Origin of the sequence: Paenibacillus sp. FSL E2-8871, assembly GCF_038000345.1 — a bacterium.
GTDB lineage: Bacteria > Bacillota > Bacilli > Paenibacillales > Paenibacillaceae > Paenibacillus_AQ.
Map to the genome: position 1 here is coordinate 5301529 of NZ_JBBOBV010000001.1, position 25010 is coordinate 5326538.

Below are 25010 nucleotides of genomic sequence, written 5' to 3' on the forward strand. Positions count from 1 at the left end.
CGGAAATGAACAATACATTTCAGTCACCGTATGCTCCCCCGCCTTCCAAGTGGGCACAGCTTAAAGCGGAGATTCAGGAGGCTGCGACGTCACTCGGTATTGATGATATTGGGTTTACTACAGCAGAGCCTTTTTTATATCTGAAAAATATTCTGCAAGACCACCGAGACAAAGGATATGAATCTGGTTTCGAGGAACCGGATCTGGATAAAAGGACAATCCCTGCTCTGAGCTCTGGGGACAAGCCCTTATCTATTATTTCAATTGCTGTGGCCTATCCTTCCAAAATGGAGAATCCTCCGAAGTCTGAGCCAGGTGCACGTAGAGGTATTCTCGCCCGAGCATCATGGGGCAGGGATTATCATCATGTGCTGAGGGAGGCCTTAAGTAAGTTAGAGGACTTTATTCATGAGCGTGTGCCAGAGGCTGTACTGGAAAGTATGGTTGATACCGGTGTTCTGGTAGATAGAGCGGTTGCGGAAAGAGCAGGAATAGGCTTCAGCGGCAAAAATTGTTCCATCATCTCGCCCAAATGGGGATCTTGGATTTATCTAGGGGAGATGGTTACGAACATTCCGTTTGCTCCGGATGAGCCTGTTGAGGAAGGCTGCGGGGAGTGTACCAAGTGTATTGATGCTTGTCCAACCGGTGCACTGGTGGGGCCGGGTCAGCTTAACGCGCAGGCTTGTATTTCTTTTCTGACGCAGACTAAAGGATTTCTGAGTGATGAATACATGACCAAGATTGGCAACCGTCTATACGGCTGTGACACCTGCCAGATTGTATGTCCCAAGAATCGAGGGAAGAACTGGAATCATCGCCCTCAGATGCTGCCTGATCCTGAGATCGTGAAGCCATTGTTAATGCCAATCCTGGATCTTAGCAACCGTGAATTCAAAGAGAGATTCGGAAATAGCTCTGCTGCCTGGAGAGGCAAAAAGCCGATGCAACGAAATGCGATCATCGCTCTCGGTAATTTCAAGGAAGTAGAAGCGGTGCCAAAGCTAACAGAAATTGTTCTGAAAGAGCCGCGGCCTGAGATGCGGGGCGCTGCTGCTTGGGCGCTGGGACGCATCGGTGGTGAGGAGGCTCTAGCTGCTGTTGAATCGGCTTTAGAGCGCGAAGAGCATGACACGGTAAAAGAAATGCTGAGCCGGGCACAGGATGTGCTCCTTACTGCGAAGCAGGCACGAGAGGACAGCGATGTTTAATGAAGGAAAAAGATCATAGACGGGTTGCATATTCCCAATTGCTGTCCAGTTCTCGAAATGCTATGATAGATTCGCGCGCCATATGGCGATGCAGACAATAGAGTGTAGAGGTGGGCTTTAGATGAATATCGCATTACCTATTATTACATTGGTCGTAGGTCTCATCGGTGGATTTTTTATCGGTGTGTATTATCTGCGCAGACAAATGACAACTATGCAGAATGATCCTGAAATGCTGCAAAAGGTTGCGAAACAAATGGGTTATAACCTGAATGGGAAACAAATGCAACGTGCCCAACAGATGATGAAGAATCAGAACCAGACAGGCGCCCGACCAGGAGCAGCTAAAGGGAATAAACGTAGAAGTAAGTAACCGGGTCCGGATAGAAATTATACGGGTGCGGAAGGGGGAGACATCATGGGGAACATCAATGAATACGTGAACGGTAAAGTATCAGAGAACCGTGAGCAAATCGAGTATCACGTTGAGAAAATATTAGAATTAATCGGTGAAGATACCGGCCGCGAGGGACTGCTTGAAACACCAGCACGTGTTACGCGGATGTACGAGGAGATATTCGGCGGTTATTCGATAGATCCCCGCGAGGCGCTCGGTGTTACTTTTGATGAGTCTCATGAAGAGCTAGTGATCGTGAAGGATATCGTCTATTACAGCCAATGTGAGCATCACATGGCTCCATTCTTCGGTAAAGTGCATATTGGATACATTCCGAGCGGACGGATTGCTGGACTCAGCAAATTAGCTCGCCTAGTTGAAGCAGTGAGTCGGCGTTTGCAGGTTCAAGAGCGCATTACGACGCAAATTGCGGATATTATGACGGAGGTACTAAGCCCTCACGGCGTTATGGTCGTTGTGGAAGGTGAACATCTTTGTATGTGCGCACGTGGAGTGAAGAAGCCAGGAAGTAAGACGGTAACCATGTCTACTAGAGGGGTCTTCCGGGAGGATGCCGCCGCTCGTGCGGAGTTTCTGAACTTGATTAAAGAATAGTATATAGAGGTGTCTATGCCTCGAAATTAGAAGGACCCATCATTCACTTTTTGTGAACGATGGGTCCTTTTGGGTCAATATAAGCGAATAGAAGTGATGTCTTCTACGAAGTGGTAAGAGATCAGTAAGGCTTCCATGCAAGTTTACTGGCAGCGGCATAACGCTCTGACACATATGGCCAGTTGACGACCTTCCACCAATCGTTAATATAATCCGCACGATTATTCTGATGTTTCAGATAGTAGGCATGTTCCCATACATCCAAGGCCAAGAGCGGAACAACGTCCCATTGCGATAAATTTTGATGTTTTTCCGCAGTGAGAATTTCTAGTCTATGGCTACGTGGGCTCCAGACGAGAATGGCCCATCCGCCACCTTCTACTTTATTCGCAGCTTCGGTGAACTGTTTCTTGAAGCTTTCATAGCTTCCAAAGCTTTGTTCTATAGCTTCTAGTAAAGCACCTGTTGGGCGGCCCCCACCTTGCGGAGACATCACGTTCCAAAAGATCGTGTGAAGATAGTGGCCTGCACCATTAAAGGCTAATTCTCTCTCCCAATGTTTAACGAGATCGAAGTCACCGTTCTTACGGGAATCTGCTAATTTAACTTCAGCCTTGTTTAATCCATCTACATAACTTTGATGGTGCTTATCGTGATGAATTCTCATCGTCTTTTCGTCAATATAAGGTTCTAGTGCATTATAGGCGTAAGGCAAGGGAGGTAGCGTATGGCCGCCAATGGGTACCGCGTCGTTTTTATCGCGGATATCAGGAAAAGTGTCAGTAAAAGTAGAAAATCCATCATTCCGCATGGTATCGTCTGTATCGATGTTTACGACATAATCCTCTGTATAATCGCGCATGACTTGTGATAGCTTTCCGGGCGAGCTGAGTGTCTGCAGTACGGCTAAGAAGTATTCTGATTCGCGAATAATATGCAGAATCACAGTAGTTGCAAGGGGGACGGCTTTGACCGCTGCGCTACTCTCCATGATGGCAAAGAGCTGCCGGACGAACTCTTGGGATTGATTGCAGGAGATATGTAGCAGTTTCTCCGTTTCCGCAGTGAGTTCTGCCTGTGGCGAAGGAGAAGCGGAAAGGGCAGCATTCAATAGCTGCTGTGCCGCCTGCTCAGTTGCACCAAAAACAACGGCCCATTCATCGAGGAGTTTCACATAAGGGTCCTCTAATTTAGGGACGATCGCTTTGATGACTTCGGTATGCTCTTTCTCTTGTGTTTTCCAAAATACGATTTCTTCCAGGATACGTACTGGCAGCATCGGCCCGTATACATATAGCATGCCAAGAAAACCTCCCGTGATATGTCTTTATCAGTCCATTATATGAACGGTCTTGGAAGGTTATGAAGAACATAAACTTAGAGTGCCTCTTTGGCTTCTTTCTTTCCTGGGGATGAAAACAGCCTCTTTCTAGGATACATTTCTTTCTGTCCCTGGAAGAGGCTGTCCGTATGGTTATTAGCGCTTAGTTAATTACTTGCCATCGCTGGCTGATCGCCATTATTATTTTTGGCCAGATGGACATTCCCTAAGAAAGCAGAGACCCGCCGCAAATACTCACGGGGATGCTCGCGGAACAACAGCTCATGATGACTACCCTCGATGATCCAGGAATCAGAGAACGGATTGTTCTGATTTGCTGCTAGTTCTTCGGCAATAGGATAAGGTGCTTTATCGTCTTTGGTTCCATGCATGAATAGGATAGGGAAAGGATAATCTTTGGATTTAACCTTTGCATAAGGAATCTGATCTAGTCCCGTTCCGTTCAGTACCGGGAACAGCATTTCCATGATCGCCAGGGAAGGCTGGCGCGGCAGATCGATATTCTGCTTGATATTATGATACAGCGTGTCTGGTTCTAACAAAAAGGTGCTGTCCAGAATCATCGCATCGATGTCCTCAGATACTAATCCTGCTTGCAGTGCTGTGCCAGCACCCATGGAGAAGCCCCAAACAACGAGCTCTTTAGCTCCGCGTTCCTTTGCGAAATCAATGGCGCCTAGAAGCTGCTGGGATTCTTTTTTGCCGCCGGTTGCAATATCCTTATTACCTTGGGCAGCAAATCCGTAATCAAACATTACGACATTGAAATTCAGACTGTGTGCATAGTGCGCGAGATCGTACATAGGTACCCAAGACTCTTCGCGGTTGGCACCATAGCCATGACTGAACACAATAGTCTTAGTAGCATCCTTGGCTGGAATATACCAGCCGTTCATCAGGCGACTGCCATCCTTAGCTGGGAAGGTTACATCCTCGTAGGCGAGGCTTTTGGCCATCATAGGGTTGGAGTACAGTGGCGCGACGGTTGGATTGGATAGTACCCAAGCGATGTAGCCATGGAGCGAGACAAAACAAAATACTAAAAAGAAAAATATAGATAATAGCAATGCAACGATAATATGCTTAACACGGATCATCCGCAGCGATAGTCGTGATGAACTGCCCTGTTTAGGTAGTTTAGGACGACGGGAGACTGACGTGCCGGCTCGGCTGGTTGTCAGATCCATAAGGTCCCCTCCTAAGTATGATGTGAGTACTAGTGCCTAGGATAATTTGTCGAAAATGATACTAAAGCATTAGTATATTTAATATGTTTATCGTAAGTTGAAGCACTTACAAAGTCAATGAATTAGACCGTTTTGTAATGTAACTGTAAAGTGCGGACCAGTCTTTATCGGCTCAGTGAATATACTGGACTTTCCGTAGAGTTTTGCACTAAGATAGAGTTAATTATAATGTAACCGCGTTTCATTTGATGAAACACGAGGGGGGATTACTGTGGAGGACCGAAAGCTAACGGTACGCGCGGTAGAACGTGCGCTCGACATATTACTTTGTTTTACGCAGGACAGTGATTTAGGGTTAACGGAGATCGCATCAAAGATTGACTTACATAAGAGTACAGTCCACAGATTGCTGGCAACACTAGAGGAAAAGGGCTTTCTTATTCGCAATCCGGCGACAGAAAAATATAGGTTGGGTATACGAATCTGGGAGTTGTCTACGCATCTGCCTGCTTTTGACGAGTCGGCAGCGGTATTGCTGCCATCTATGGAACGGCTGAGAGATCGACTCGGTGAGACGGTAAGTCTTTACTTAAGGGATGGTATTGAACGCGTACGTATTCAGGCAGTACAGAGCCAGCAGGCGATCCGTAGAGTCGCACAGATCGGTGCGAGGCTGCCATTATCCGTAGGGGCGTCGAGTAAGGTGTTAGCAGCGTATGCACCACCTGAGGTGTTGAGAGAGCTGCTGGAGAGTTCGGAGTGGCCGGATTACGTTGAGAAGAGTGTATACAAAGATCAGCTTAATGAGATCATCCGGCTGGGGTATGCCACGAGTTTCGAAGAACGTGAGTCTGGTGCGGCCGCTGTGGCGGTACCTGTCACAGGCCGTAGTGGAAATGTGATTGCGGCGTTATCACTGTCAGGGCCGGTCAGCCGCCTGTCTAGGGATACGTTAGTGGAGTATGCCGCCATCTTGAAGGAAGCAGCAAGTGAAATGGGCATGATGATTCCATAGGAAGAACAGGGTGGTCTCATAAAGTGGGCTTTTCGCTGAATGAGACAGACCGTTAAGAAGCAGAACAGCGATCTCTCCGTTACTGGAGGATCGCTGTTTGTTTTTGAAAGGTGCAGCTTATGCTAGAGCCAGAAACCCGTACCACGTATCCGTACCCATATCCCTTGCCGCTTAATTCGATCACCAGTCATCTGAGTCCTATAAGATAGGCGTAGAATCATAATCACTCCCTATATTCGACAACTGCTTCGAACACGCAAGCATCAACGAATCAAACGTAGCTTAGAGTTAGGAACGTGCATGGAGGTAGGTACAAGAAACAGGGATGCCCCAGCAGCCCATTCGATTCATGGCTGTAAGAACACCCCTCTAATCTATAGAAGCCCCTAATAACTACACAAAAAAAACTGCCTCACAGCCACTCATGGCCGCGAGACAGTTCTTTATTAAATCTATTCTACAGATACAGCCGAAGAATCTGTGGCATCCGCCAGCATTTGACGAAGTACAGTTTGTAGAATACCACCATTGCGATAGTAATCAATATCAACCGTACTGTCGAGGCGTGCTGTGACAGGGAAATCGAACTGAGTACCGTCTTCACGGGTAGCGGTAACAGTTAGATCTTGGCTTGGCGTCACCTCGTTATCGAGACCGGTAATGTTGAAGGTCTCGCGTCCGGTCAGTCCCAAGCTGCTCCAGCCGTGGCCTTCCTGGAATTGCAGTGGAAGCACACCCATACCAACCAGATTGCTGCGGTGAATCCGCTCAAAGCTCTCAGCGATAACAGCCTTAACACCCAACAGAAGCGTGCCCTTGGCAGCCCAGTCACGTGAGCTTCCTGTACCGTATTCTTTACCGGCGATAACGATGAGATTCTGTCCAGCGTCCTGATACAGCATGGAAGCGTCATAGATGGACATGACTTCATCGCTTGGTAGGAAGGTTGTAACTCCGCCTTCTGTACCTGGAGCTACTGCGTTACGAATCCGAATATTAGCGAATGTACCACGCATCATGACTTCATGATTTCCGCGGCGTGAGCCGTAGGAGTTGAAGTCTGCACGTTCTACACCATGATCGCGTAAATATTCGCCGGCAGGACCAGAGGTAGAGATATTACCTGCAGGTGAGATATGGTCGGTGGTTACGGAATCAGCAAGCAACGCCAGAACGCGTGCATCCTTGATATCCTTGATGTCTCCCAGACCGTCTGCCAGATGCTCGAAGAATGGCGGATTCTGGATATACGTGGAATTATCATCCCACTCATACAGCTCGCCTTGTGGAACAGGGATAGAATTCCAACGTTCATTAGCAGTGAATACATTCTCGTATTTACGACGGAACATCTCCGGACTAAGGGAGAGACCGATTGCTTCACGAATTTCAGCAGTAGTTGGCCAAATATCCTTCAGGAATACTGGCTCACCTTGTGGATCAAATCCAAGCGGTTCAGTCTGCAAATCGATATTTACAGTGCCAGCCAGTGCGTAAGCAACTACGAGCGGCGGTGAAGCCAAGTAGTTGGCTTTGACCTGAGCATGTACGCGGCCTTCAAAGTTACGGTTACCGGAGATTACAGCAGCTACGGTCATATCGTTATCAGTGATGGCTTGGCTAACCTCTTCAGGCAATGGACCGGAGTTACCGATACAAGTAGCACAGCCATATCCCGCCAAGTAGAAGCCCAGTGCTTCAAGTGGCTTCAGCAGGTCTGCTTTTTCCAAATATTCAGTAACTACCAATGATCCTGGAGTCAAGCTGCTCTTAACGTATGCTGGTTTGGTCAGACCACGTTCCACAGCTTTTTTCGCCAAAAGACCTGCACCAAGCATAACGCTAGGGTTGGAAGTATTCGTACAGCTTGTAATCGCTGCGATCACGACCGCGCCTGTGCTCAGCTTGCTTTTGGTGCCATTTTTATGTTCTATTTCTACAACTTGGGCGATTTTCTCATCGCTGAGACCGTAACCGCCTTTGTCTACAGGTGTACGGATAATACCTTCGAAATTTTCTTTCATATGCGTAAGTTCGATCCGGTCTTGCGGACGTTTTGGTCCAGCCAAGCTTGGAACGACAGAAGCTAGGTCAAGTTCAATTACATCGCTGAACTCAGGATCTGGCGTATTCGAAGTGCGGAACATGCCTTGTGCTTTGTAATAAGATTCAACGAGCTCTACCAGATCATCTGGACGACCTGTGCTGCGAAGATAAGCAAGTGTCTCTTCATCTACAGGGAAGAAACCGATCGTTGCTCCGTATTCTGGCGCCATGTTAGCAACCGTTGCCCGGTCAGCGAGACTGATGTTAGCAAGACCAGGACCGTAGAATTCGACGAATTTGCCGACTACGCCCTTTTTACGCAACATTTCAGTCACTGTCAGTGCCAAGTCTGTTGCTGTAGCCCCTTCGATAAGACTACCTGTAAGCTTGAAGCCCACTACATCTGGTGTAACAAAATAGAGCGGTTGTCCGAGCATACCTGCTTCAGCTTCAATACCGCCTACACCCCAGCCCACAACACCAAGTCCATTGATCATCGTAGTGTGGGAGTCCGTTCCAACAAGGGAATCTGGATAAACGACAGTTTCACCATCGATAGTTTTAGTGGTGGCTACGGAAGCCAAATACTCCAAATTCACCTGATGCACGATACCGGTAGCTGGAGGAACTGCGCGGAAATTATTGAAAGCGGTCTGTGCCCAGCGAAGGAAACGGTAGCGTTCCTCGTTGCGCTCAAACTCCACGTTCATATTGTATTCCAAAGCGTCTGCCGTACCGAAAGCATCAACCATAACAGAGTGGTCAATTACAAGGTCAACGGGAACGAGCGGGTTGATCTGTTTAGGATCTCCGCCGGCTTTCTTTACGGTGTCACGCATAGCTGCCAGATCTACGACTACCGGAACACCGGTAAAGTCCTGAAGTACGATACGAGCAGGGATAAACGGAATTTCTTTATTGCGATCAATGTCGCCTGACCAATCAGCCAATTGTTTCACATGTTCTTCTGTAATCGCCCGTCCGTCAAATTGACGAACAGCCGCCTCAAGTAATACTTTGATCGAGAAAGGAAGGGAAGAGATAGAGCCCAATCCTTGTTCCTCAAGGGAGTTAAGATCATAATAGCGATAAGATTTGCCACCTGATTCCAGGGTGCGGGCCAACGAGAAATGATCCTTGCTTGGCATATGTGCGCCTCCTTGTTTCATCTATTGAAACTCAATTTCACATTGCATGTTATTTAATTATAACGGTTACAAAGAGGGGAGTAAAGTTTTTTTTCCTATATATAAAGCCCGAATATCGCATCTCTGAAACCATTTAGAGTTACCTCTAAAACGTAAGCTATAAGCAAAGCATATGCCCTACCATGTAAATTGAAGCGATCTGTATAGCGGCCTGTTTCCTTTCATATACATAGAGCAGTAGTTAAAAGGGAATGAAGGGGTGCGAGTATAATGGAACAGCAGTGGAAGCAGAGTCTATATGTATATGTAGATCAAGTGAATAAGGCCAGGGTGGAACCTAAGTCCTCATCGCAAACAGTTTCCGTATCCGTTAAAGATCCACGTTTTCTGGTGGAGCAAGGGGAACGTTCACGCCGTATCGCTGAATGGTATACCGCTCGTGGGATCACTCCGCTGCGTGGGGAAACAGGTGTAAAGACTTTACGGACCGTCCGGCAGACTCCGACTGAGGTGGTAGCAGAGGTTACGCTGCATAGTGCACTCTATTATGAAAAAGGAGGCGTTAACCACCGCGAGGATAGGGTTGAGCTGGAGCGGTTGACCTTTGTGCGGGATGGAGGGGGTTGGGAAATCGCTGCTATTGAACGAACCATTCCCGAAAGGAATACAGTTCATAGAGCTGAGGCGGAGTTATCAGGCAGGTTGTCCAAATGGGGGGAAGCTTTGCCTGCTCCGCTGCCATCACAGCCCCTTCTAAACCGGAATATTCTTGGTGAGATCTCGGGCTCAAGAGAGGTTCGCTACAACCGTGAAGAAGCGGTGGCTTATGCCGATCGTTGGTGGAAAGACGGGAATCCGGAGTTCGAAACATTTGAGGTAGATTGTACGAATTATGTCTCCCAATGCCTCTTTGCAGGGGGCGCGCCTATCAACTATACTGGTAAAAGAGAAACGGGTTGGTGGTACAAAGGCTACCAAGGAAAACAAGAATGGTGGAGTTATAGCTGGGCTGTATCAGACAGTCTGCAGCGCTATTTGAGCGTTAGCCGGAGCAGTGGCTTGCGTGCGGAAGTCATGGAGCGGCCGGAGCAATTGATGCTGGGCGATATCATTCAATATGACTGGGATGGTAACGGGCAATATCAGCACAGCACGATCGTCACAGCCTTTGATGCTGGTGGCATGCCGCTTGTGAATGCACGTACAGTTAGCAGTCGTCATCGCTTCTGGGACTATCGTGATTCCTACGCATGGACGGAACAAACGAAATACCGTTTTTTTCATATTAACGACTATTTATAAGACAGAAAGAGGTTGTAAAGGTATGGGGAACGCAAAACTAACCGTAGGGCTGGTGTACGGGGGCAAATCCGGAGAACATGAGGTATCGCTACAGACGGCTTTTGCCGTGATGAACTCATTTGATTACGATAAATATGAGATTATCCCTTTTTATATTTCAAAACAGGGCTTGTGGAAAGTCGGAGAGACGTTATCGGCACCTTATAGTGAGGTAGAGCAGCTCAAGCTTTCAGATGCAACGGAAGATATGGGCACAGCCCTGAATGTAGTATTTAGTGGACTATCCGGTGCGGATAAAGCGGTGGACGTTATGTTCCCACTGCTGCACGGCACGTATGGCGAGGACGGAACAATTCAAGGGTTGTTCGAAATGGCGAATATTCCTTACATTGGGGCTGGTGTTCTTGCCTCTTCGGCAGGGATGGATAAGGTTGTTATGAAGAAGCTATTCGCTGATGCAGGTCTGGATCAGTGTGAATATTGTTATTTTAACATCAGCGCTTGGAAAAGAAAAAGCCATGAGTTGATTGTGGGTGTAGAGGATAAACTGGGATATCCAGTATTCGTAAAGCCTGCTAATCTGGGCTCAAGTGTAGGTATTTCTAAGGCTTCTGATAAGGAAAGTCTTGTAAAAGCTATAGATTTCGCCTTCCGTTATGACACCAAAGTCATTATTGAGGAATTCGTGGATGCTCGTGAGGTAGAGGTCGGTGTGCTCGGAAATGATGAGCCAGAGGCCTCTGTTCCGGGTGAAATCGTTTCTTCTGGAGAATATTATGACTACGCAGCTAAATATACGGACGGCAAATCGCAAATGATGATTCCTGCGCCAGTAGATTCTGAAGTTGCTGATCGTCTGCGGGAGTCCGCGATAACCGCTTTTAGAGCGATTGAGGGTAGCGGGATTACCCGGGCGGACTTCTTCCTGCGGAGATCGGATGGTAAAATTCTAATTAACGAAGTGAATACGATGCCTGGCTTCACTCCGTACAGCATGTATCCGCTATTGTGGCGTGAGACAGGTGTATCCTATAGAGCTCTGCTAGACCGTATGATTGAGTTAGCCTTAGAGCGCTATAATTTCAAACAAGGTCTTAAGTATGACAATGAGTAATTGAAGCTACTAGCGGGTTCATCCCGACTGGAAAGGGGCGACGAAATATGGGTTTTCAAACTGAATTCAATTCCGTCTGTAAGTTCAAGAATGAACAAGAGCTGTACGAGCTGCTGGAGTATGGGCGTACCAAAATGGTGAAGCAGGGCTTTCGCGTGTATCCGACGGGTCAGAAGGTGATTGCCTACACACCTGAGAATGTAGCTGTAGCGATCGTCAAAATCTCAGCCTCGATCGCAGAAATTAATTTTCAGGGGCATGAGGTTACAGCGGTCGAAATGGAACTCGTGCGTAAATTGAATGAAGAAGAATCAAAAGTGCAAACTGCACTAGCAGATGAAATGTTTTTTGGAGCGCAGGGATGATTGTCCGTTTTGGATATGTAGCGATGTCCACCGTTATCAAAGACTGCTCACCATCCAAGACTATGACGATGGCCTCCTTCAAGAAGCTGGATGACCGTGAAGCGGCACTTCGGCGTTTGGAGAACCTCGCTCGGATGAATCTGCACAATACGCTGCGACTAATGAAGCATAATGTGGGTTCGGACATCTTCGTGTACCGTCTCACTTCCAAGTTGATTCCTTTGGCGACGCATCCTGATTTACAGGATTGGAATCCGTTTGCTGCGCTCGCTGAGGAATTCGCGGAAGTGGGGCAATATGTGAAAAAGCATGGGATGCGGGTGTCTTTTCATCCAGATCACTTTACAGTGCTTAGTACACCCCGTCCTGAGGTGCTAGTAAGTTCCATCCGGGATTTGCAGCACCACACGGACATGCTGAATGCCATGGGACTTCCTGCCATGGCGAAGAACAATATTCATATTGGCGGAGCCTATGGGGACAAGCCGGTGGCAGCCAAGCGGTTTGAGAAGCATTTCCGCGAGCTACCAGCAGCGCTGCAGGCACGTATTACGCTGGAGAATGATGATAAGACCTTCACAGCCCCGGAGACACTGGCAGTCTGCCAGAACGTAGGCCTGCCGATGGTGCTGGATATTCACCATCAATGGGTGAATAATGAAGGAGAGCTCCCTTGGGAGCTGTGGCCTGATATTCAGCAGACATGGCGAAGCGAGCTTGCACAGAAGGATGTTCCGTCTGGAGAGCTTTTCCCGCCTAAGATTCATGTATCTAGTCCGCGCAGTCCGTCTGATCCACGCAGCCATGCAGATGGTGTGGAGCCTGCGCCATTAGTAGCTTTTTTAAAGCGGATAGCTGCAGATACCCCTGCTATTGATGTTATGATTGAGGCAAAACTAAAAGATGGTGCGTTATTTGGATTGATGGAAGCAATGAAGGAGCTGGCTGATGCCGGTAACGGAATTTCTGTATTAAATGGGGCAAGTGTGTATATCGAACCTTAAACAATGAAAATAAGGCGATAGGTCCCGAATACGGGCCCTATCATGACTTGATATGTAACTTGAAATAGGGTACGTTGAATGAAACTCTATTACGATTAACATTCAAGGGATCATAGAAATGGGTATCCCTTATGGCGGAACTTTGAGAACGTTTTGGCGTATTGAACGGTATTGTGAATAGGATTGCTTTAAATTTCATGCCAATGGCGATTATGTTCAAGGAAGCGGAGTGAAGATATGAGTCCTTTAAAACCAGAGGGTAAGAAAGAACGTGAACCCTATGTAGTAACAAGCAAGGGACATACGGCGGTAGCCATTAATGCTGCTGCCAAAGCAGGAGAATGGATAAAAAGCAGACAGGGCCTGGTGAAGGAACTTAATACAAAGACATCGGCACAGGATCTGGTCACGGAAGTAGATAAAGGCGTTGAACAGATGATCCGCAGGTTGATCCTGACACATTATCCAGATCATGCGATCCTCGGTGAGGAAGGCGTTTCCCCGGGAGCAGCAGCAGCAACCGCTGCATTGGAAGAAGCTCGTGAGCATGAATATCTGTGGATTGTAGATCCTGTAGATGGTACGACTAATTTTGTACACGGATTTCCTTTTTACTGTGTCTCCATTGCTTTAGTGATTCGTGGAGAATTAACAGTGGGTGTAATTTATGATTCGATTCGTGATGAAATGTTCGTTGCTGAAAAAGGTAAGGGAGCCTACATGCATGGTGTTCCTACCGCAGTCTCTACGGAGGACGTTTTTGGAGACAGCTTGATCGCCATGGGCTTTCCACCGGACCGTGAATTTGCGCAACCTGTGAATATGGCAGGACTGCAGAGCGTTCTTCCGCAGATTCGTGGAATTCGTGCAGGAGGCTCGGCTGCTCTACATTTGGCTTATGTGGCAGCAGGTCGGGTAGATGGATACTGGGAAGTAGGCTTAAGCCCTTGGGATTGTGCAGCAGGAGTACTGCTAGTGCTTGAATCAGGGGGCAGAATTACGGATACGCTTGGGCGTCCATACGATATTGGCACTCGTCATATAGTAGCAAGTAATGGTCATATTCACGAATATTTGGTTTCGTCACTGAAGAATGCTGAAGCAACAGGATATAAGCTTTAGGGAGGACGATGCATCATGAGCGAGAAGGATGATCTGGAACGCAAGCTAAGCGAAATGTTGGTTGATGGTGAGATGGAACAGGGTGACCGTATAGCTAAAGAAATCCGTGAGATCTCTCCGAAGTATGAAATTCGTATCCAGACCACAATGGATCCTATTGTGGAGGAGACGCTGCGGTATCGTAAGATTGGACATGAACTAGACGATCGTTATGATAAATATCTGGAACGTGCCGGGAAACATTTGAATTCACAAGAGGATTCAAATAAAGAATAAGACATTCGTTTCTAGCTGTGATAATAATTGTGATGTTCAGAGTGGTTTCCCGAATATGGGAGGCCGCTCTTTTGCGTTGCTATCAGGGATGGTAGAATGAGAATTAGAACATTTTGGGAGGGATACGATGCTAAGCAAGTGGAGAAGAATTTTAGCAGCTAGCACAAGCAGTATGCTTTTGTTATCTGTGCTGATTGGCGTAGGTGCCGGATCGGCAAATGCAGCTGACACGTCTATAACACAAGATGCAAGTCAGGATGTCTTTCGCATCGTAGCTCTTGGCGATTCGATTACTGCCGGATACGAGCCGGGAATGACGGATGTGAATACCAAGCCTTACGGTTATGCGGAGCGACTACTGGAGCAGGGGTGGTATCATGGCCGGAGCGAGCTTACCAATTATGGTATTCTTGGATTGACCACTGCTGGATTACGTAATTACACTGGAGCCATCAAGGACGGCTCAGCGATTACCGCTGAAGGTATTCAGTCAGGTCTTCCAGATCCGCGGATTGACCAATTCGTAAAGTTAACCCCGCAGATCGCATCAGAACTGAAGGAAGCCGATCTGATTACGATTACAATTGGCGGGAATGATGTAAGCCGTCTTTTCTTACAGGTGAAGGAGCTGACAGATACAGATTTTGAATCTCAGCTGGAGCAGAAGCTAGCGGATTACAATACGAATGTGAAGGCGAGTCTTGAGAATATTCGTGCGATAAATCCTCAAGCAACAATTATATTGGCTGACCAATACCAGCCTGCTCCTAAGATCGCTCTTGGTGCGATGTACACTAAATTGATGACCGCAGCAGCGAAATTTACGGATTCGGCAGATCGTGTGGCTGCAAGTATGAATCAAGAGGGAGCAAAGGTAGTAGTAGCTCATGTAGCGGCAAAGTTTGCCGGCTCAGAGGGATCACTCACGCATATTATCGGGGCAGGACAAGCGGATTTTCACCCTACGCAGCTCGGATACGAGACCATTGCAAAAGTATTTGCTGAATTACAATGGGGGGACTACCGCATTCCCACTGTAGCGGCGATGGCTACGGATACTGTAGCGATGTCGATTGTTGTAAAGGGTGTAGAGTTAAATACGCCGAATAAGCCCATCCTTAAGAATGGTCAGAACTTCTTGGCGCTTAAAGATATTCTAAATGCCGTAGGCGCTAACGGAAAGTGGGATAATAAGACCTCCAGTGCGACTATTGAATACGGTGGACGGGCTGTTGTAATCACGATCGGTAGCAAATTTATTAAGGTGAATGGACAGAATGTAGCCATTGATACCCCTGCTTTTCTGCAAAAGGTAGGCAAAGAAGATAAAACTTATCTTCCCCTTGCCGCATTGGCGACCGGACTTGGATTTGATGTTAATTATAGTAGCAAACTGCGAACGGCTTTCATAAATCCATAAATCTGTATACTATATCATAGGTACTTTAAATTAAGCCCGTAAGGCAAAGGTGGATGGAATATTGTCTAGTTCAAAATTTAGTGCTGAATATATCATCACTATGGATGATATTGTACGGGAAGGTCATCCCGTACTTCGTACCGTAGCTCAACCAGTGGAGCTTCCTCTACATAAGGAGGATCGTGAGACTCTGCAATGTATGCTTCAGTTTCTGAAGAACAGCCAGGACCCGGAGATTTCCGAAGAATACAATTTACGCTCTGGCGTAGGTCTGTCGGCGAATCAAATCGGACTGTTGAAGCGTATGTTCGTGATGTATTCTACGGACGAGAGAGGGAGGATTGTAGAGCATGCTTGGGTTAATCCTAAGATCATCAGTCACTCACTAACCATGGTGTACTTACCGGAGAGCGAGGGGTGTCTGTCCGTTGATCGGCCGGTGCATGGTTTTGTACCTCGTTATGAATCTGTGAAGGTAAAGGGATATGATCTTGAGGGGAAGGAAGTGGTCCTTAAATTTAAGGGCTACCAAGCCATCATCATCCAGCATGAGATCGATCATCTCGATGGCATCATGTTCTACGACCGAATCAACAAGGAAAATCCATTCAAGCTTCCTCAGGGAGTGGAAATCCGTAACTTGTACGAGTAAAAGAAAATCTCTGAATCATAAAGCGTGTGGTCTTGCAGCATAAAGCTGAGGGGCGCATGCTTTTTTTTGCTATCTGCAAGATTGAATGATTTCGAATATTTTACAAAATAATCCACAGGAGGTACCATGTAGCTAATGGGTACAAATTAACTTTATTATCAGAAGGAGGTTATTAAATGGGTTGGGGTAGAATGCCAATAAGAGGCGTGGTCAACGAATATAATGATGAGGTTAAGAAGATTGATGAGCAGATTTTATCATTGATTCAGGAACGTAAAGCTATAACAGGCAAGAAACGGTTTTCCCCCGAAAGTGAGCTCCTTGAGGAATGGTCAACTAGATTCGAGATGGACACTTCTCAGATTGTACAGTATATACACAGTCTGAATGAGGCTGTGCCCAGACGGAAATATTGGGAAGAGCCCGGTTTACTGCTCGGCGTACTTCCAATTGTGAAGCGGACAGTCCTCGAAGATTGTGAGTATACACTTACACATGCTATGCAGTATGAAACGCTCAGTATAGTTACTGTGGAGATTAAGTATTTAAAAGAAACAGTGGAGCAGGTTTATCTTAAACCGGCTCTAACATTGGAGATTTTGAGCGAGGCAGCCTATGAAATCCAGCAGCATGGAGGTCACGGAGGGGGAGCTCATACACAAATGCAGTTCTTGGTCTCGCCACCGCTGCCAGCGGATCTGGATACGGTTCAATTTGCCTTAATACCCGGAGGAGGCCAAATGTTTCGACCTGCCATGACAGAGATTATATTGGACAAGCAAATTGACTTCGAATAGTGCCTATGCAAAAAAAACCTACCACCAGAAGCTTGGTGGTAGGTTTTAGTATGTTTAGTGGCTGTAAATAACGTCTTATTTCTCAGCCGCCATAGCGCGGAATGATTCTTCTGCTGCAATCAGCGTAGCGTCGATATCTGCATCGGTATGTGCTGTCGTTAGGAACCAAGCTTCATATTTCGAAGGGGCGAGGTTAATCCCTCGGTTCAACATGTGACGAAAGAAGCTACCGAACAATTCGCCATCTGTATCCTGTGCCTCATCGTAATTCGTAACTGGATGCTTACAGAAATGAGTAGAGAATGAACCACGGATGCGGTTGATCGTCAGTGGAATGCCATGACGGTCAGCAGATTCCTGAAGACCGTCGACAAGGCGGATCGCAAGCCGTTCCATCTCATCGTATACGCCTTCTGCGCTCAGCACTTCCAGACAGGCGATCCCTGCGGAAATGGAAGCAGGATTTCCCGCCATTGTTCCCGCTTGGTATGCCGGTCCTAATGGGGCTACTTGTTCCATCACATGCTTACGTCCGCCGTACGCGCCGATTGGTAGGCCGCCGCCGATGATTTTGCCGAGTGCTGTAAGGTCAGGGGTAATGTCTTCATGGTTATCCAGTCCTGCATATGTCTGTGTGGAACCATAGTGGAAGCGGAAGGCCGTAATGACTTCGTCATAAATAACGAGTGAGCCGTTATCATGAGCCAGCTTGCAGAGCCCTTCGAGGAATCCCGGCTTCGGCATCACCATACCGAAATTACCGACGATCGGTTCAACCATTACAGCGGCGACATCTTCGCCCCATTTTTCTAGTGCCTCTTGCAGGCTTTCCAGATCATTAAAAGGAACAGTAATTACTTCCTGTGCAATACTGCTAGGAACGCCGGCACTATCTGGAATGCCAAGCGTAGAAGGCCCGGATCCTGCTGCTACGAGCACTAGATCAGAGTGGCCGTGATAACAGCCAGCGAATTTTACGATTTTGCTGCGCTTTGTATAAGCACGAGCGACACGAATGGTAGTCATAACCGCTTCTGTGCCGGAATTGACAAACCGGACTTTATCCATAGACGGAATAGCTTCTTTAAGCATTTTAGCAAGCTTAATTTCGAGCTCTGTTGGGGTTCCGTAAAGAACACCATTCTCAGCTGCAGTGGTAATTGCCTTCGTTATATGTGGGTGAGCATGGCCGGTAATGATCGGTCCGTAGGCTTGGAGATAGTCGATATATTCATTGCCATCTACATCCCAGAAGTGAGATCCGCTGGCACGTTTCATAAATACAGGTGCTCCGCCTCCAACGGCTTTAAAAGAGCGGGAAGGGCTATTTACACCTCCAACGATATGTTGAAGGGCTTCGTGATAAAGTTGCTCAGATGTGGAACGATTCATAATGTGATCATCCTTTCGATTGTTGGTGCTCATGGCAACGGGCGAACAACGGTGTTTCCGCTGTCCGCCCGTATTATACCATTGCCTGTAGTGTCTACTTGTGAACGTTGCTTGTCAGATCTTTATTGGGTTCCGCTAGTGTTACTACTTGAAGTAGTCCCTGGTGAAGTTGAAGGTGTAGGCGTTGGCTCAGGGCCATTTAAGGTATCCTGAACAAATTCCTTTAATTTCTTCTCACTGCGAATGCCTATAACCTGCGATCCGTCACTTGTAGTTTCCTCTTTGAGCAGATCCATTGGCGGAATTTGCTCACTACCGCCCATGGTACTATCATACCCGACGGTTGCAAGCTTCCACATATCATTTACTGTCAGATTGGTTTCGATATAAGGCGTAACTTGAGACAGGATATTCGGTAGCTTGATTATGGATGTGGTCTTGATCAGCTTGTCAGCCACAACCTTGAGAAATGCACGCTGGCGCTCGGTCCGAGTGAAGTCGGAGGTAGCATCATGTCGGAAACGTACATATTGCAGAGCTTTATTACCGTCGAGATGCTGATATCCTTTTTTAAGATCAATGTCATACTCGGGACCATCTGCAATGGTCTTGTACACCATATCTTTCTCGACTTCATAATCTACACCACCAACGGCATCTACTAGCTTGATGAATCCTTGGAAGTCCGTGTAGACATAATATTGAATCGGGATGCCGAGCAGATCGCTTACAGTCTGCATCGCCGTGTTAGGTCCATAAATGATAGCTGAATTAATACGTTTTTCGCCATGATCTGGAATCGGAACGTAAGTGTCTCTAAGAATTGAGAATACGCTGATTTTTTTCTTCACGGGATCAAGTGAGGCGACAAGCATTGTATCAGAACGAGGAATTTCTCCCTTCTTGACACCGCGGGCATCTACGCCCATTAGCAGTATATTAACAGGTTCTGTACCTTCCCATTTTGGAGGCTCTGGCGTGTCGACATCAACAGTTTCAGCATTCTTAAATGGTGAATTTTCGGTGTTTGACATGCTGCCAAGCTCAGTGTAGATGGATGTAAAGTAGTAAATGGCTCCACCGATAATAAGGAGGAGTATAATGGCCAGTGTCCAAAGCAGCGGTTTCTTTTTTGACTTACCAGTCTTTGCGTGCCTTTTCTTTCTAGGTGGCATTTCTCGTTCTTCCTTTCGCATTCACATTCTCTACATTATAATTTCTTTTGGGGATACGCGCAATTCATGCTCGATCCTCCAATATCAAGAAGGAGTGGATATAACTTGAACGTAGTAGCTATTGGACAAAAAGTACCGAATTTCACTCTTCCGTCTTCCAACGGGCAAGAGGTTAGTTTAAGTGATTACCTGGGCCGAAAGGTCATTTTATATTTTTATCCTAAAAATATGACACCAGCCTGTACGCAGGAGGCCTGCGAATTCCGGGACGCCCATGATCAAATTACTACGCTTGGTGCGGTTGTTCTAGGCATCAGTCCAGATCCTTTGGCTTCGCATATGAGATTTACGGAGAAGAACAGTCTACCTTTTCCACTGTTGTCTGATGAGGATCATAAGGTCAGTGAAATGTTCGGTGTATGGCAGCTTAAGAAGCTCTATGGTAGAGAATTCATGGGCATTGTACGTTCTACTTTTCTGATCGATGAGCAGGGGATCTTAGTGGAAGAATGGCGGAAAGTACGAGTGAAAGGTCATGTAGCATCTGCCATAGCAGGGATTTCCAAATCATAAAGTTTGTTAATAACTTTTTGTGAAAGTCTGTTACATTTTTAACAGCTTTCATAAGGTGTTGTCATGATATAGTTTCCTCATAATTGCTTCAAATTTGGAGCAAGACGAGGTGGTGTAGTGATAATGCTGCGTATTGGCCTTGATATCGGATCAACTACTGCGAAAGTGGTTGTTATAGAGCGTAACACTATTGTTTATCAGGACTATGTAAGACATTATAGCGATATAAAAAAAGCAGCCCTCTCTCTTCTATCTGATGTACAGAGCAGATTTCCTGAGAGAGGCGCAGCCCTTACTGTAAGCGGTTCCTCAGGCTTATCTTTATCCAAACTGGGAGGCGTACCGTTCGTTCAGGAGGTGATCGCCTGTACAAAGGCGATTGGCGAGCTGATTCCAGAATGCGATACGGCGATTGAACTGGGTGGTGAGGACGCCAAGATCATCTATCTCCGAGGCGGCATTGAGCAGCGTATGAATACGGCTTGCGCGGGAGGAACGGGAGCATTCATTGATCAGATGGCATCACTGCTACAGACCGACCCAGCGGGCTTAAATGCATTGGCAGAGAAGCATGAGCGAATCTATCCTATCGCTTCACGCTGCGGTGTATTCGCCAAAAGCGATGTGCAGCCGCTATTAAACGAGGGGGCCCGCCGGGAGGATGTGGCGGCTTCAATCTTTCAGAGTATTGTTAATCAGACGATCAGCGGTCTCGCTTGCGGACGTCCGATTCGCGGACGGGTGGCTTTCCTTGGCGGACCGCTAACCTTCCTGCCAGCCCTGCGTCAGCGTTTTGCGGAGACGCTTGAACTTGCGGAGTCAGATATTCTTTTCCCCGAGCGGTCGCAGTATTTCGTAGCGATTGGATCAGCACTCTCTGAAGCGGATCCTACTATTTTGCCGCTTTCAGGCTGGATCGCGCGAATAGCGGCTGTGGATTTTACAGCGGATCGGGCAGCGGATGCTGAATTACCACCGCTGTTTGAGAACCCCGAAGAGCTTGCTGCGTTCCGTCAGCGCCATGGTAAAGCTTCTGCTGCCAGATCAGACCTGGCTGTGTATCGTGGCCCTTGTTATCTGGGGATCGATGCGGGGTCAACAACAACCAAACTCGTATTGACCGGCTCTGCTGACGAAATTCTACATACCTTTTATGGCAGCAACAAGGGTAATCCCTTGTATTCTGTCAGTGAGGCACTGAAGGAAATGTATCGGGTTCTACCGGAAGGCTGTTATATTGCAGGTTCTTATGTAACAGGTTATGGAGAGGGGTTAATCAAAGCCGCTTTATGGACGGACGGCGGTGAAGTGGAGACGGTTGCTCATTACAAGGCCGCATCTAAGTTCATGCCGGAAGTAGACTTTATTCTGGATATCGGCGGACAGGACATGAAATGCATCAAGATCCGCGGCGGTGCTATCGACAGTCTAATGCTCAATGAAGCCTGTTCGGCAGGCTGCGGCTCTTTTCTGGAGAGCTTTGCTTCTGCGCTCGGATTAGGTATCGAGGAGTTTGCCAAGTCAGCGCTGGAAGCGGTCAAACCGGTTAATTTGGGTTCCCGCTGTACGGTATTCATGAATTCTAAAGTGAAGCAGGTTCAGAAGGAAGGTGCGTCGCTGGCTGATCTTTCGGCAGGTCTTGCCTATTCCGTAATTAAGAATGCCCTGCAAAAAGTAATTAAAATTCGCAACCCTGAGGATTTAGGGCGGAATATTATTGTTCAGGGCGGCACCTTCTATAACGAAGCCGTATTGCGGGCCTTTGAGCGCCTAACGGGGAGAACGGTAGTCAGACCGGATATTGCTGGCGTTATGGGAGCGTACGGTTGTGCACTGATTGCCCGTGAGCAAGCAGGGGCTGACGGAAAAAGTACACTGCTTGGACCGGAGGAAATAGCCAACTTTAAGTACGAGGTATCTTCAGGTCGCTGTGGCCGCTGTGGAAATAACTGTGCGTTAACGATCAGTCGGTTCCCGGACAAGAGCTTCTACGTTACAGGCAATCGCTGTGAGCGTGGTGCAGGAGGCAGGAAAGAGAAGAATGTACTGCCAAATTTGATGCAGTATAAGTATGAACGTTTCTTTGACTATGAAGCATTACCTGAGGCAGGTGCAGCACGGGGCACTGTCGGTATTCCACGTACGATGAATATGTTCGAGAATTACCCGTTCTGGCACACTTTTTTCACCAAACTTGGCTACCGGGTAATTCTCTCTCCTAAATCAAGCAAGAAGCTCTATGAAAGTGGGATGGATACGATTCCTTCAGAATCGATCTGCTATCCTGCAAAGATGGCGCACGGACATGTGCAGAGCTTGATCGGTAAAGGCGTCGATTTTATTTTTTATCCTGCCGTAGTGTATGAGAAGAAGGAAGATGAAGCAGCGGATAATCATTTCAATTGTCCGGTGGTCGCCTCTTACCCTGAGGTCATTCGCAACAATATGGATGGGCTAAAGGATAATGGAATCACGCTGGTCAGTCCGTTTCTGACCTTCGACGATAGATCTGCGCTGACTAAGGGACTCGTGAAGACATTTACAGGGATTCCGAGAGAAGAGATTGCGAATGCTGTGCAGGCAGGACTTGCTGAAGCTGACCGCGCCAAAAGTGATGTGCGTACCAAAGGTGAAGAGACGCTTGCGTATCTTGCCAGCACTGGGAACAAGGGAATACTTCTCTGTGGTCACCCTTATCATGCGGATCCTGAAATTAATCACGGCATTGCAGATATGATTACCGGTATGGGACTCGCCGTGCTGACAGAAGATTCTGTCTGCCATCTGGACCGAAGTGAAGGGGATGTGGCGGTAGTTAATCAGTGGACCTATCATGCCCGAATGTACCGCGCAGCCCGCCTTGCCGCAGTCCGAACCGACCTGGAGCTTGTTCAATTGACTTCCTTCGGTTGTGGGATTGATGCGATCACCTGTGATGCCGTACAAGACATTATGGAAAGGCATAACAAAGTATATACGCTGATCAAAATCGATGAGATTAGCAACCTTGGCGCTGCGCGCATTCGGCTGCGTTCACTGCTGGCAGCGATGCGCGAACGGGAAAAAGGAAAGGTGCTGCCACAGAAGCCGCCTAAAATACAGGCTAATGTAGCATTCACGAAGGAAATGAAAGAAACGTACACGATCCTTGCGCCGCAGATGTCGCCCATTCATTTTGAATTGTTTGAACAGGTCTTCCGCGATGCGGGATACCGTCTCAAGATCCTTGAAACCTCTGGGCCTGAAGAGACGGAAGAGGGCCTTAGATACGTTAACAATGATGCATGTTATCCCGCTATTGTAACGATAGGGCAGATTCTGTCGGCACTGAAGAGTGGGGACTATGATCCGAATCGTACCGCTGTAATCATGTCACAGACGGGCGGTGGCTGCCGGGCGACGAATTATATTTCTTTGCTCCGCAAAGCCCTAAAGGATTCAGACCTCGAACAGATTCCTGTGATTTCGCTGAATGCTTCTGGAATGGAGAACCAGCCAGGCTTCCGAATCAGTCTTAAGCTGGCAAATCGGCTGATCGCTGCGGCTTGCTATGGTGATCTAATGATGCGGTTGCTAAATCATTTTAGGCCGTATGAGGTCGTTCCACAGAGTGCTGAGCGTTTATTCCGTAAGGGGATGGAGCGCTGTAAGGTCAGCCTAGTCAACTTCTCGTTCCGAGAATATAAACGTCTGATTCGTGAAATTGTAGCTGATTTTTGTAAGCTGCCCGTTACAGGTGCTACTAAACCAAGAGTAGGCATTGTTGGAGAGATCCTGATTAAATTTCATCCGGACGCCAACAACCGCATCATCGAGATGATTGAGGCAGAGGGCGGAGAAGCGGTAATGCCAGACTTCTTAGATTTCATCTTTTATTGCGTGTATAATCCGATCTACAAAGCCGAGCAATTCGGCAAAAGTAAACGGCTAGGATATATTAATCCGATGTTGATCTCCTATCTGGAGATTTATCGCAAGCCGATAAAGGTAGCTCTTGAGGATGCCGGACTGGCTAAAGGACGGGAAAATATTTATGGTCTTGCTGAGAAGGCCAGCCGACTGGTATCCGTAGGAAATCAGATGGGTGAGGGATGGTTCCTGACTGCAGAAATGATGGATCTGCTGGATAATGGTGTGAACAATATTGCTTGTATTCAACCGTTCGCCTGCTTGCCCAATCATATTACCGGGCGTGGGATGATTAAGGGCCTTAAGGAGTTGTATCCAGGTGCGAATATCGTCGCCATTGATTATGATGCTGGAGTTAGTGTAGTTAACCAAGCGAATCGAATCAAGCTGATGATGTCGATTGCTAGCAGTCAGGAAGGGAATGCTGTGTCTGATTTAGAACCATCACTTAAACCGCTGCAGCAGACCCTACTTGAAGGCTCCTACAGTTTGACCTGAGCTTAAAAAGGTAACATATAGACGAAGTGCCTATAAAAAGCGGACCAAGAATTCACTTGGTCCGCTCTTTTGTGCTGATTATTAGTTTGTTGAAGGAGAGCTGGCTACGCCTCTCCACCGTTTCAGATGAGGCAGCTGTTCGGCGAGTAATTTGCGGGCGACAGCCTCATCCATTCCTTCTTGAACCAAGTAGCCTGTACAAATGTCAGACATTTCTTGCAGCGTAATATCAGGCTGTTTAAATGCTCCATCTTCGTAGCAGTATACACAATAATCCTCGATCTTTTGCCCTTCCTTGTTCGTTCCAAGTAAATCTTCCGTAGGCATAGGCATCCCACAGCTTTGACAAAATTTCGGTTCGCCTTGCATTTGCCCTACATGCTCTTGATTCATATACAGCACTCCCTTTAAAAGTATGCGAAGCTTATGAGCACTCGCTTTAAGTACATT

20 protein-coding genes and 1 pseudogene are annotated in these 25010 nt (G+C 47.3%); 15 read left to right on the forward strand and 6 right to left on the reverse strand.

All coding sequences use genetic code 11. The features are described 5' to 3' along the window. Positions 1-5: 5 nt before the first annotated feature. The 3 genes and pseudogenes from queG to folE form a co-directional block, all read left to right on the forward strand. Positions 6-1202: pseudogene (gene queG / locus NYE25_RS24000) on the forward strand (tRNA epoxyqueuosine(34) reductase QueG); the annotation flags it as partial. A gap of 130 nt (positions 1203-1332) precedes the next feature. Then, positions 1333-1584 (forward strand): YneF family protein, encoded by a 252-nt coding sequence (locus tag NYE25_RS24005; protein WP_042123938.1) that lies wholly within the window; start codon positions 1333-1335, stop codon positions 1582-1584. Between the two features lie 45 nt (positions 1585-1629). Further along, a complete protein-coding gene (gene folE / locus NYE25_RS24010) occupies positions 1630-2223 on the forward strand; it encodes a GTP cyclohydrolase I FolE (RefSeq protein ID WP_076285879.1) in 594 nt (197 codons plus the stop codon). 121 nt (positions 2224-2344) lie between these two features. Here folE and NYE25_RS24015 read toward each other — a convergent pair whose 3' ends face one another. Both NYE25_RS24015 and NYE25_RS24020 read right to left on the reverse strand, forming a co-directional pair. Further along, positions 2345-3523 carry a Fe-Mn family superoxide dismutase gene (locus tag NYE25_RS24015; protein WP_341146998.1) on the reverse strand — a complete coding sequence of 393 codons (1179 nt, stop codon included), beginning with the start codon at positions 3521-3523 and terminating at the stop codon, positions 2345-2347. A gap of 188 nt (positions 3524-3711) precedes the next feature. Further along, a complete protein-coding gene (locus tag NYE25_RS24020) occupies positions 3712-4752 on the reverse strand; it encodes an alpha/beta hydrolase (RefSeq protein WP_341146999.1) in 1041 nt (346 codons plus the stop codon). A gap of 271 nt (positions 4753-5023) precedes the next feature. Here NYE25_RS24020 and NYE25_RS24025 point away from each other — a divergent pair, with 271 nt between their 5' ends. Next, on the forward strand, positions 5024-5767 hold the full coding sequence (locus tag NYE25_RS24025; RefSeq protein WP_076285876.1) for an IclR family transcriptional regulator: 744 nt from the start codon (positions 5024-5026) through the stop codon (positions 5765-5767). Positions 5768-6219: 452 nt separating this feature from the next. Here the strand turns inward: NYE25_RS24025 and acnA are convergent, their stop codons facing one another. Beyond that, complete coding sequence (gene acnA, locus NYE25_RS24030) at positions 6220-8961, reverse strand: aconitate hydratase AcnA (RefSeq protein WP_076285875.1); 2742 nt, start codon at positions 8959-8961, stop codon at positions 6220-6222. Between the two features lie 270 nt (positions 8962-9231). On the opposite strand from acnA, the gene NYE25_RS24035 reads away from it, so the two are divergent. The 9 genes from NYE25_RS24035 (at position 9232) to NYE25_RS24075 (ending at position 17013) form a co-directional block, all read left to right on the forward strand. Further along, complete coding sequence (locus NYE25_RS24035; protein ID WP_445667148.1) at positions 9232-10263, forward strand: amidase domain-containing protein; 1032 nt, start codon at positions 9232-9234, stop codon at positions 10261-10263. A gap of 22 nt (positions 10264-10285) precedes the next feature. After that, on the forward strand, positions 10286-11377 hold the full coding sequence (locus NYE25_RS24040) for a D-alanine--D-alanine ligase (protein ID WP_076285873.1): 1092 nt from the start codon (positions 10286-10288) through the stop codon (positions 11375-11377). 47 nt (positions 11378-11424) lie between these two features. After that, positions 11425-11742: a hypothetical protein gene (locus tag NYE25_RS24045; protein WP_042123954.1), complete on the forward strand. Its 318-nt coding sequence runs from the start codon at positions 11425-11427 to the stop codon at positions 11740-11742. Next, complete coding sequence (gene uvsE, locus NYE25_RS24050) at positions 11739-12746, forward strand: UV DNA damage repair endonuclease UvsE (RefSeq protein WP_076285872.1); 1008 nt, start codon at positions 11739-11741, stop codon at positions 12744-12746. Before NYE25_RS24045 ends, uvsE begins: the two co-directional genes overlap by 4 nt. Positions 12747-12983: 237 nt before the next feature. Next, entirely contained in the window at positions 12984-13868 is an 885-nt protein-coding gene (locus NYE25_RS24055) for an inositol monophosphatase family protein (RefSeq protein ID WP_341147000.1), read from the forward strand. A gap of 15 nt (positions 13869-13883) precedes the next feature. Then, complete coding sequence (locus NYE25_RS24060) at positions 13884-14144, forward strand: hypothetical protein (RefSeq protein ID WP_076285870.1); 261 nt, start codon at positions 13884-13886, stop codon at positions 14142-14144. A gap of 127 nt (positions 14145-14271) precedes the next feature. Then, positions 14272-15564, forward strand: a complete 1293-nt coding sequence (locus tag NYE25_RS24065; protein ID WP_341147001.1) for a stalk domain-containing protein — start codon at positions 14272-14274, stop codon at positions 15562-15564. 100 nt (positions 15565-15664) lie between these two features. Further along, the gene (gene def, locus NYE25_RS24070) at positions 15665-16216 is read left to right on the forward strand and encodes a peptide deformylase (RefSeq protein ID WP_076285953.1); all 552 of its coding nucleotides are present in this window, start codon (positions 15665-15667) and stop codon (positions 16214-16216) included. Between the two features lie 176 nt (positions 16217-16392). After that, positions 16393-17013 carry a hypothetical protein gene (locus tag NYE25_RS24075; protein ID WP_341147002.1) on the forward strand — a complete coding sequence of 207 codons (621 nt, stop codon included), beginning with the start codon at positions 16393-16395 and terminating at the stop codon, positions 17011-17013. A 75-nt stretch (positions 17014-17088) separates the two neighbouring features. Here NYE25_RS24075 and NYE25_RS24080 read toward each other — a convergent pair whose 3' ends face one another. Further along, positions 17089-18405, reverse strand: a complete 1317-nt coding sequence (locus NYE25_RS24080; protein WP_341147003.1) for a glutamate-1-semialdehyde 2,1-aminomutase — start codon at positions 18403-18405, stop codon at positions 17089-17091. Between the two features lie 122 nt (positions 18406-18527). Then, positions 18528-19580 carry an LCP family protein gene (locus tag NYE25_RS24085; RefSeq protein ID WP_341147004.1) on the reverse strand — a complete coding sequence of 351 codons (1053 nt, stop codon included), beginning with the start codon at positions 19578-19580 and terminating at the stop codon, positions 18528-18530. Positions 19581-19685: 105 nt separating this feature from the next. Between NYE25_RS24085 and bcp the strand changes: the two genes are divergently transcribed. Together bcp and NYE25_RS24095 are read left to right on the forward strand one after the other, a co-directional pair. Beyond that, positions 19686-20153, forward strand: coding sequence for a thioredoxin-dependent thiol peroxidase (gene bcp / locus NYE25_RS24090; protein WP_042184684.1), 468 nt, complete (start codon positions 19686-19688; stop codon positions 20151-20153). A gap of 123 nt (positions 20154-20276) precedes the next feature. Further along, complete coding sequence (locus NYE25_RS24095) at positions 20277-24560, forward strand: acyl-CoA dehydratase activase-related protein (RefSeq protein ID WP_341147005.1); 4284 nt, start codon at positions 20277-20279, stop codon at positions 24558-24560. Positions 24561-24641: 81 nt separating this feature from the next. Here NYE25_RS24095 and NYE25_RS24100 read toward each other — a convergent pair whose 3' ends face one another. Beyond that, on the reverse strand, positions 24642-24953 hold the full coding sequence (locus NYE25_RS24100; RefSeq protein WP_231573377.1) for a zinc ribbon domain-containing protein: 312 nt from the start codon (positions 24951-24953) through the stop codon (positions 24642-24644). Positions 24954-25010 lie beyond the last annotated feature (57 nt).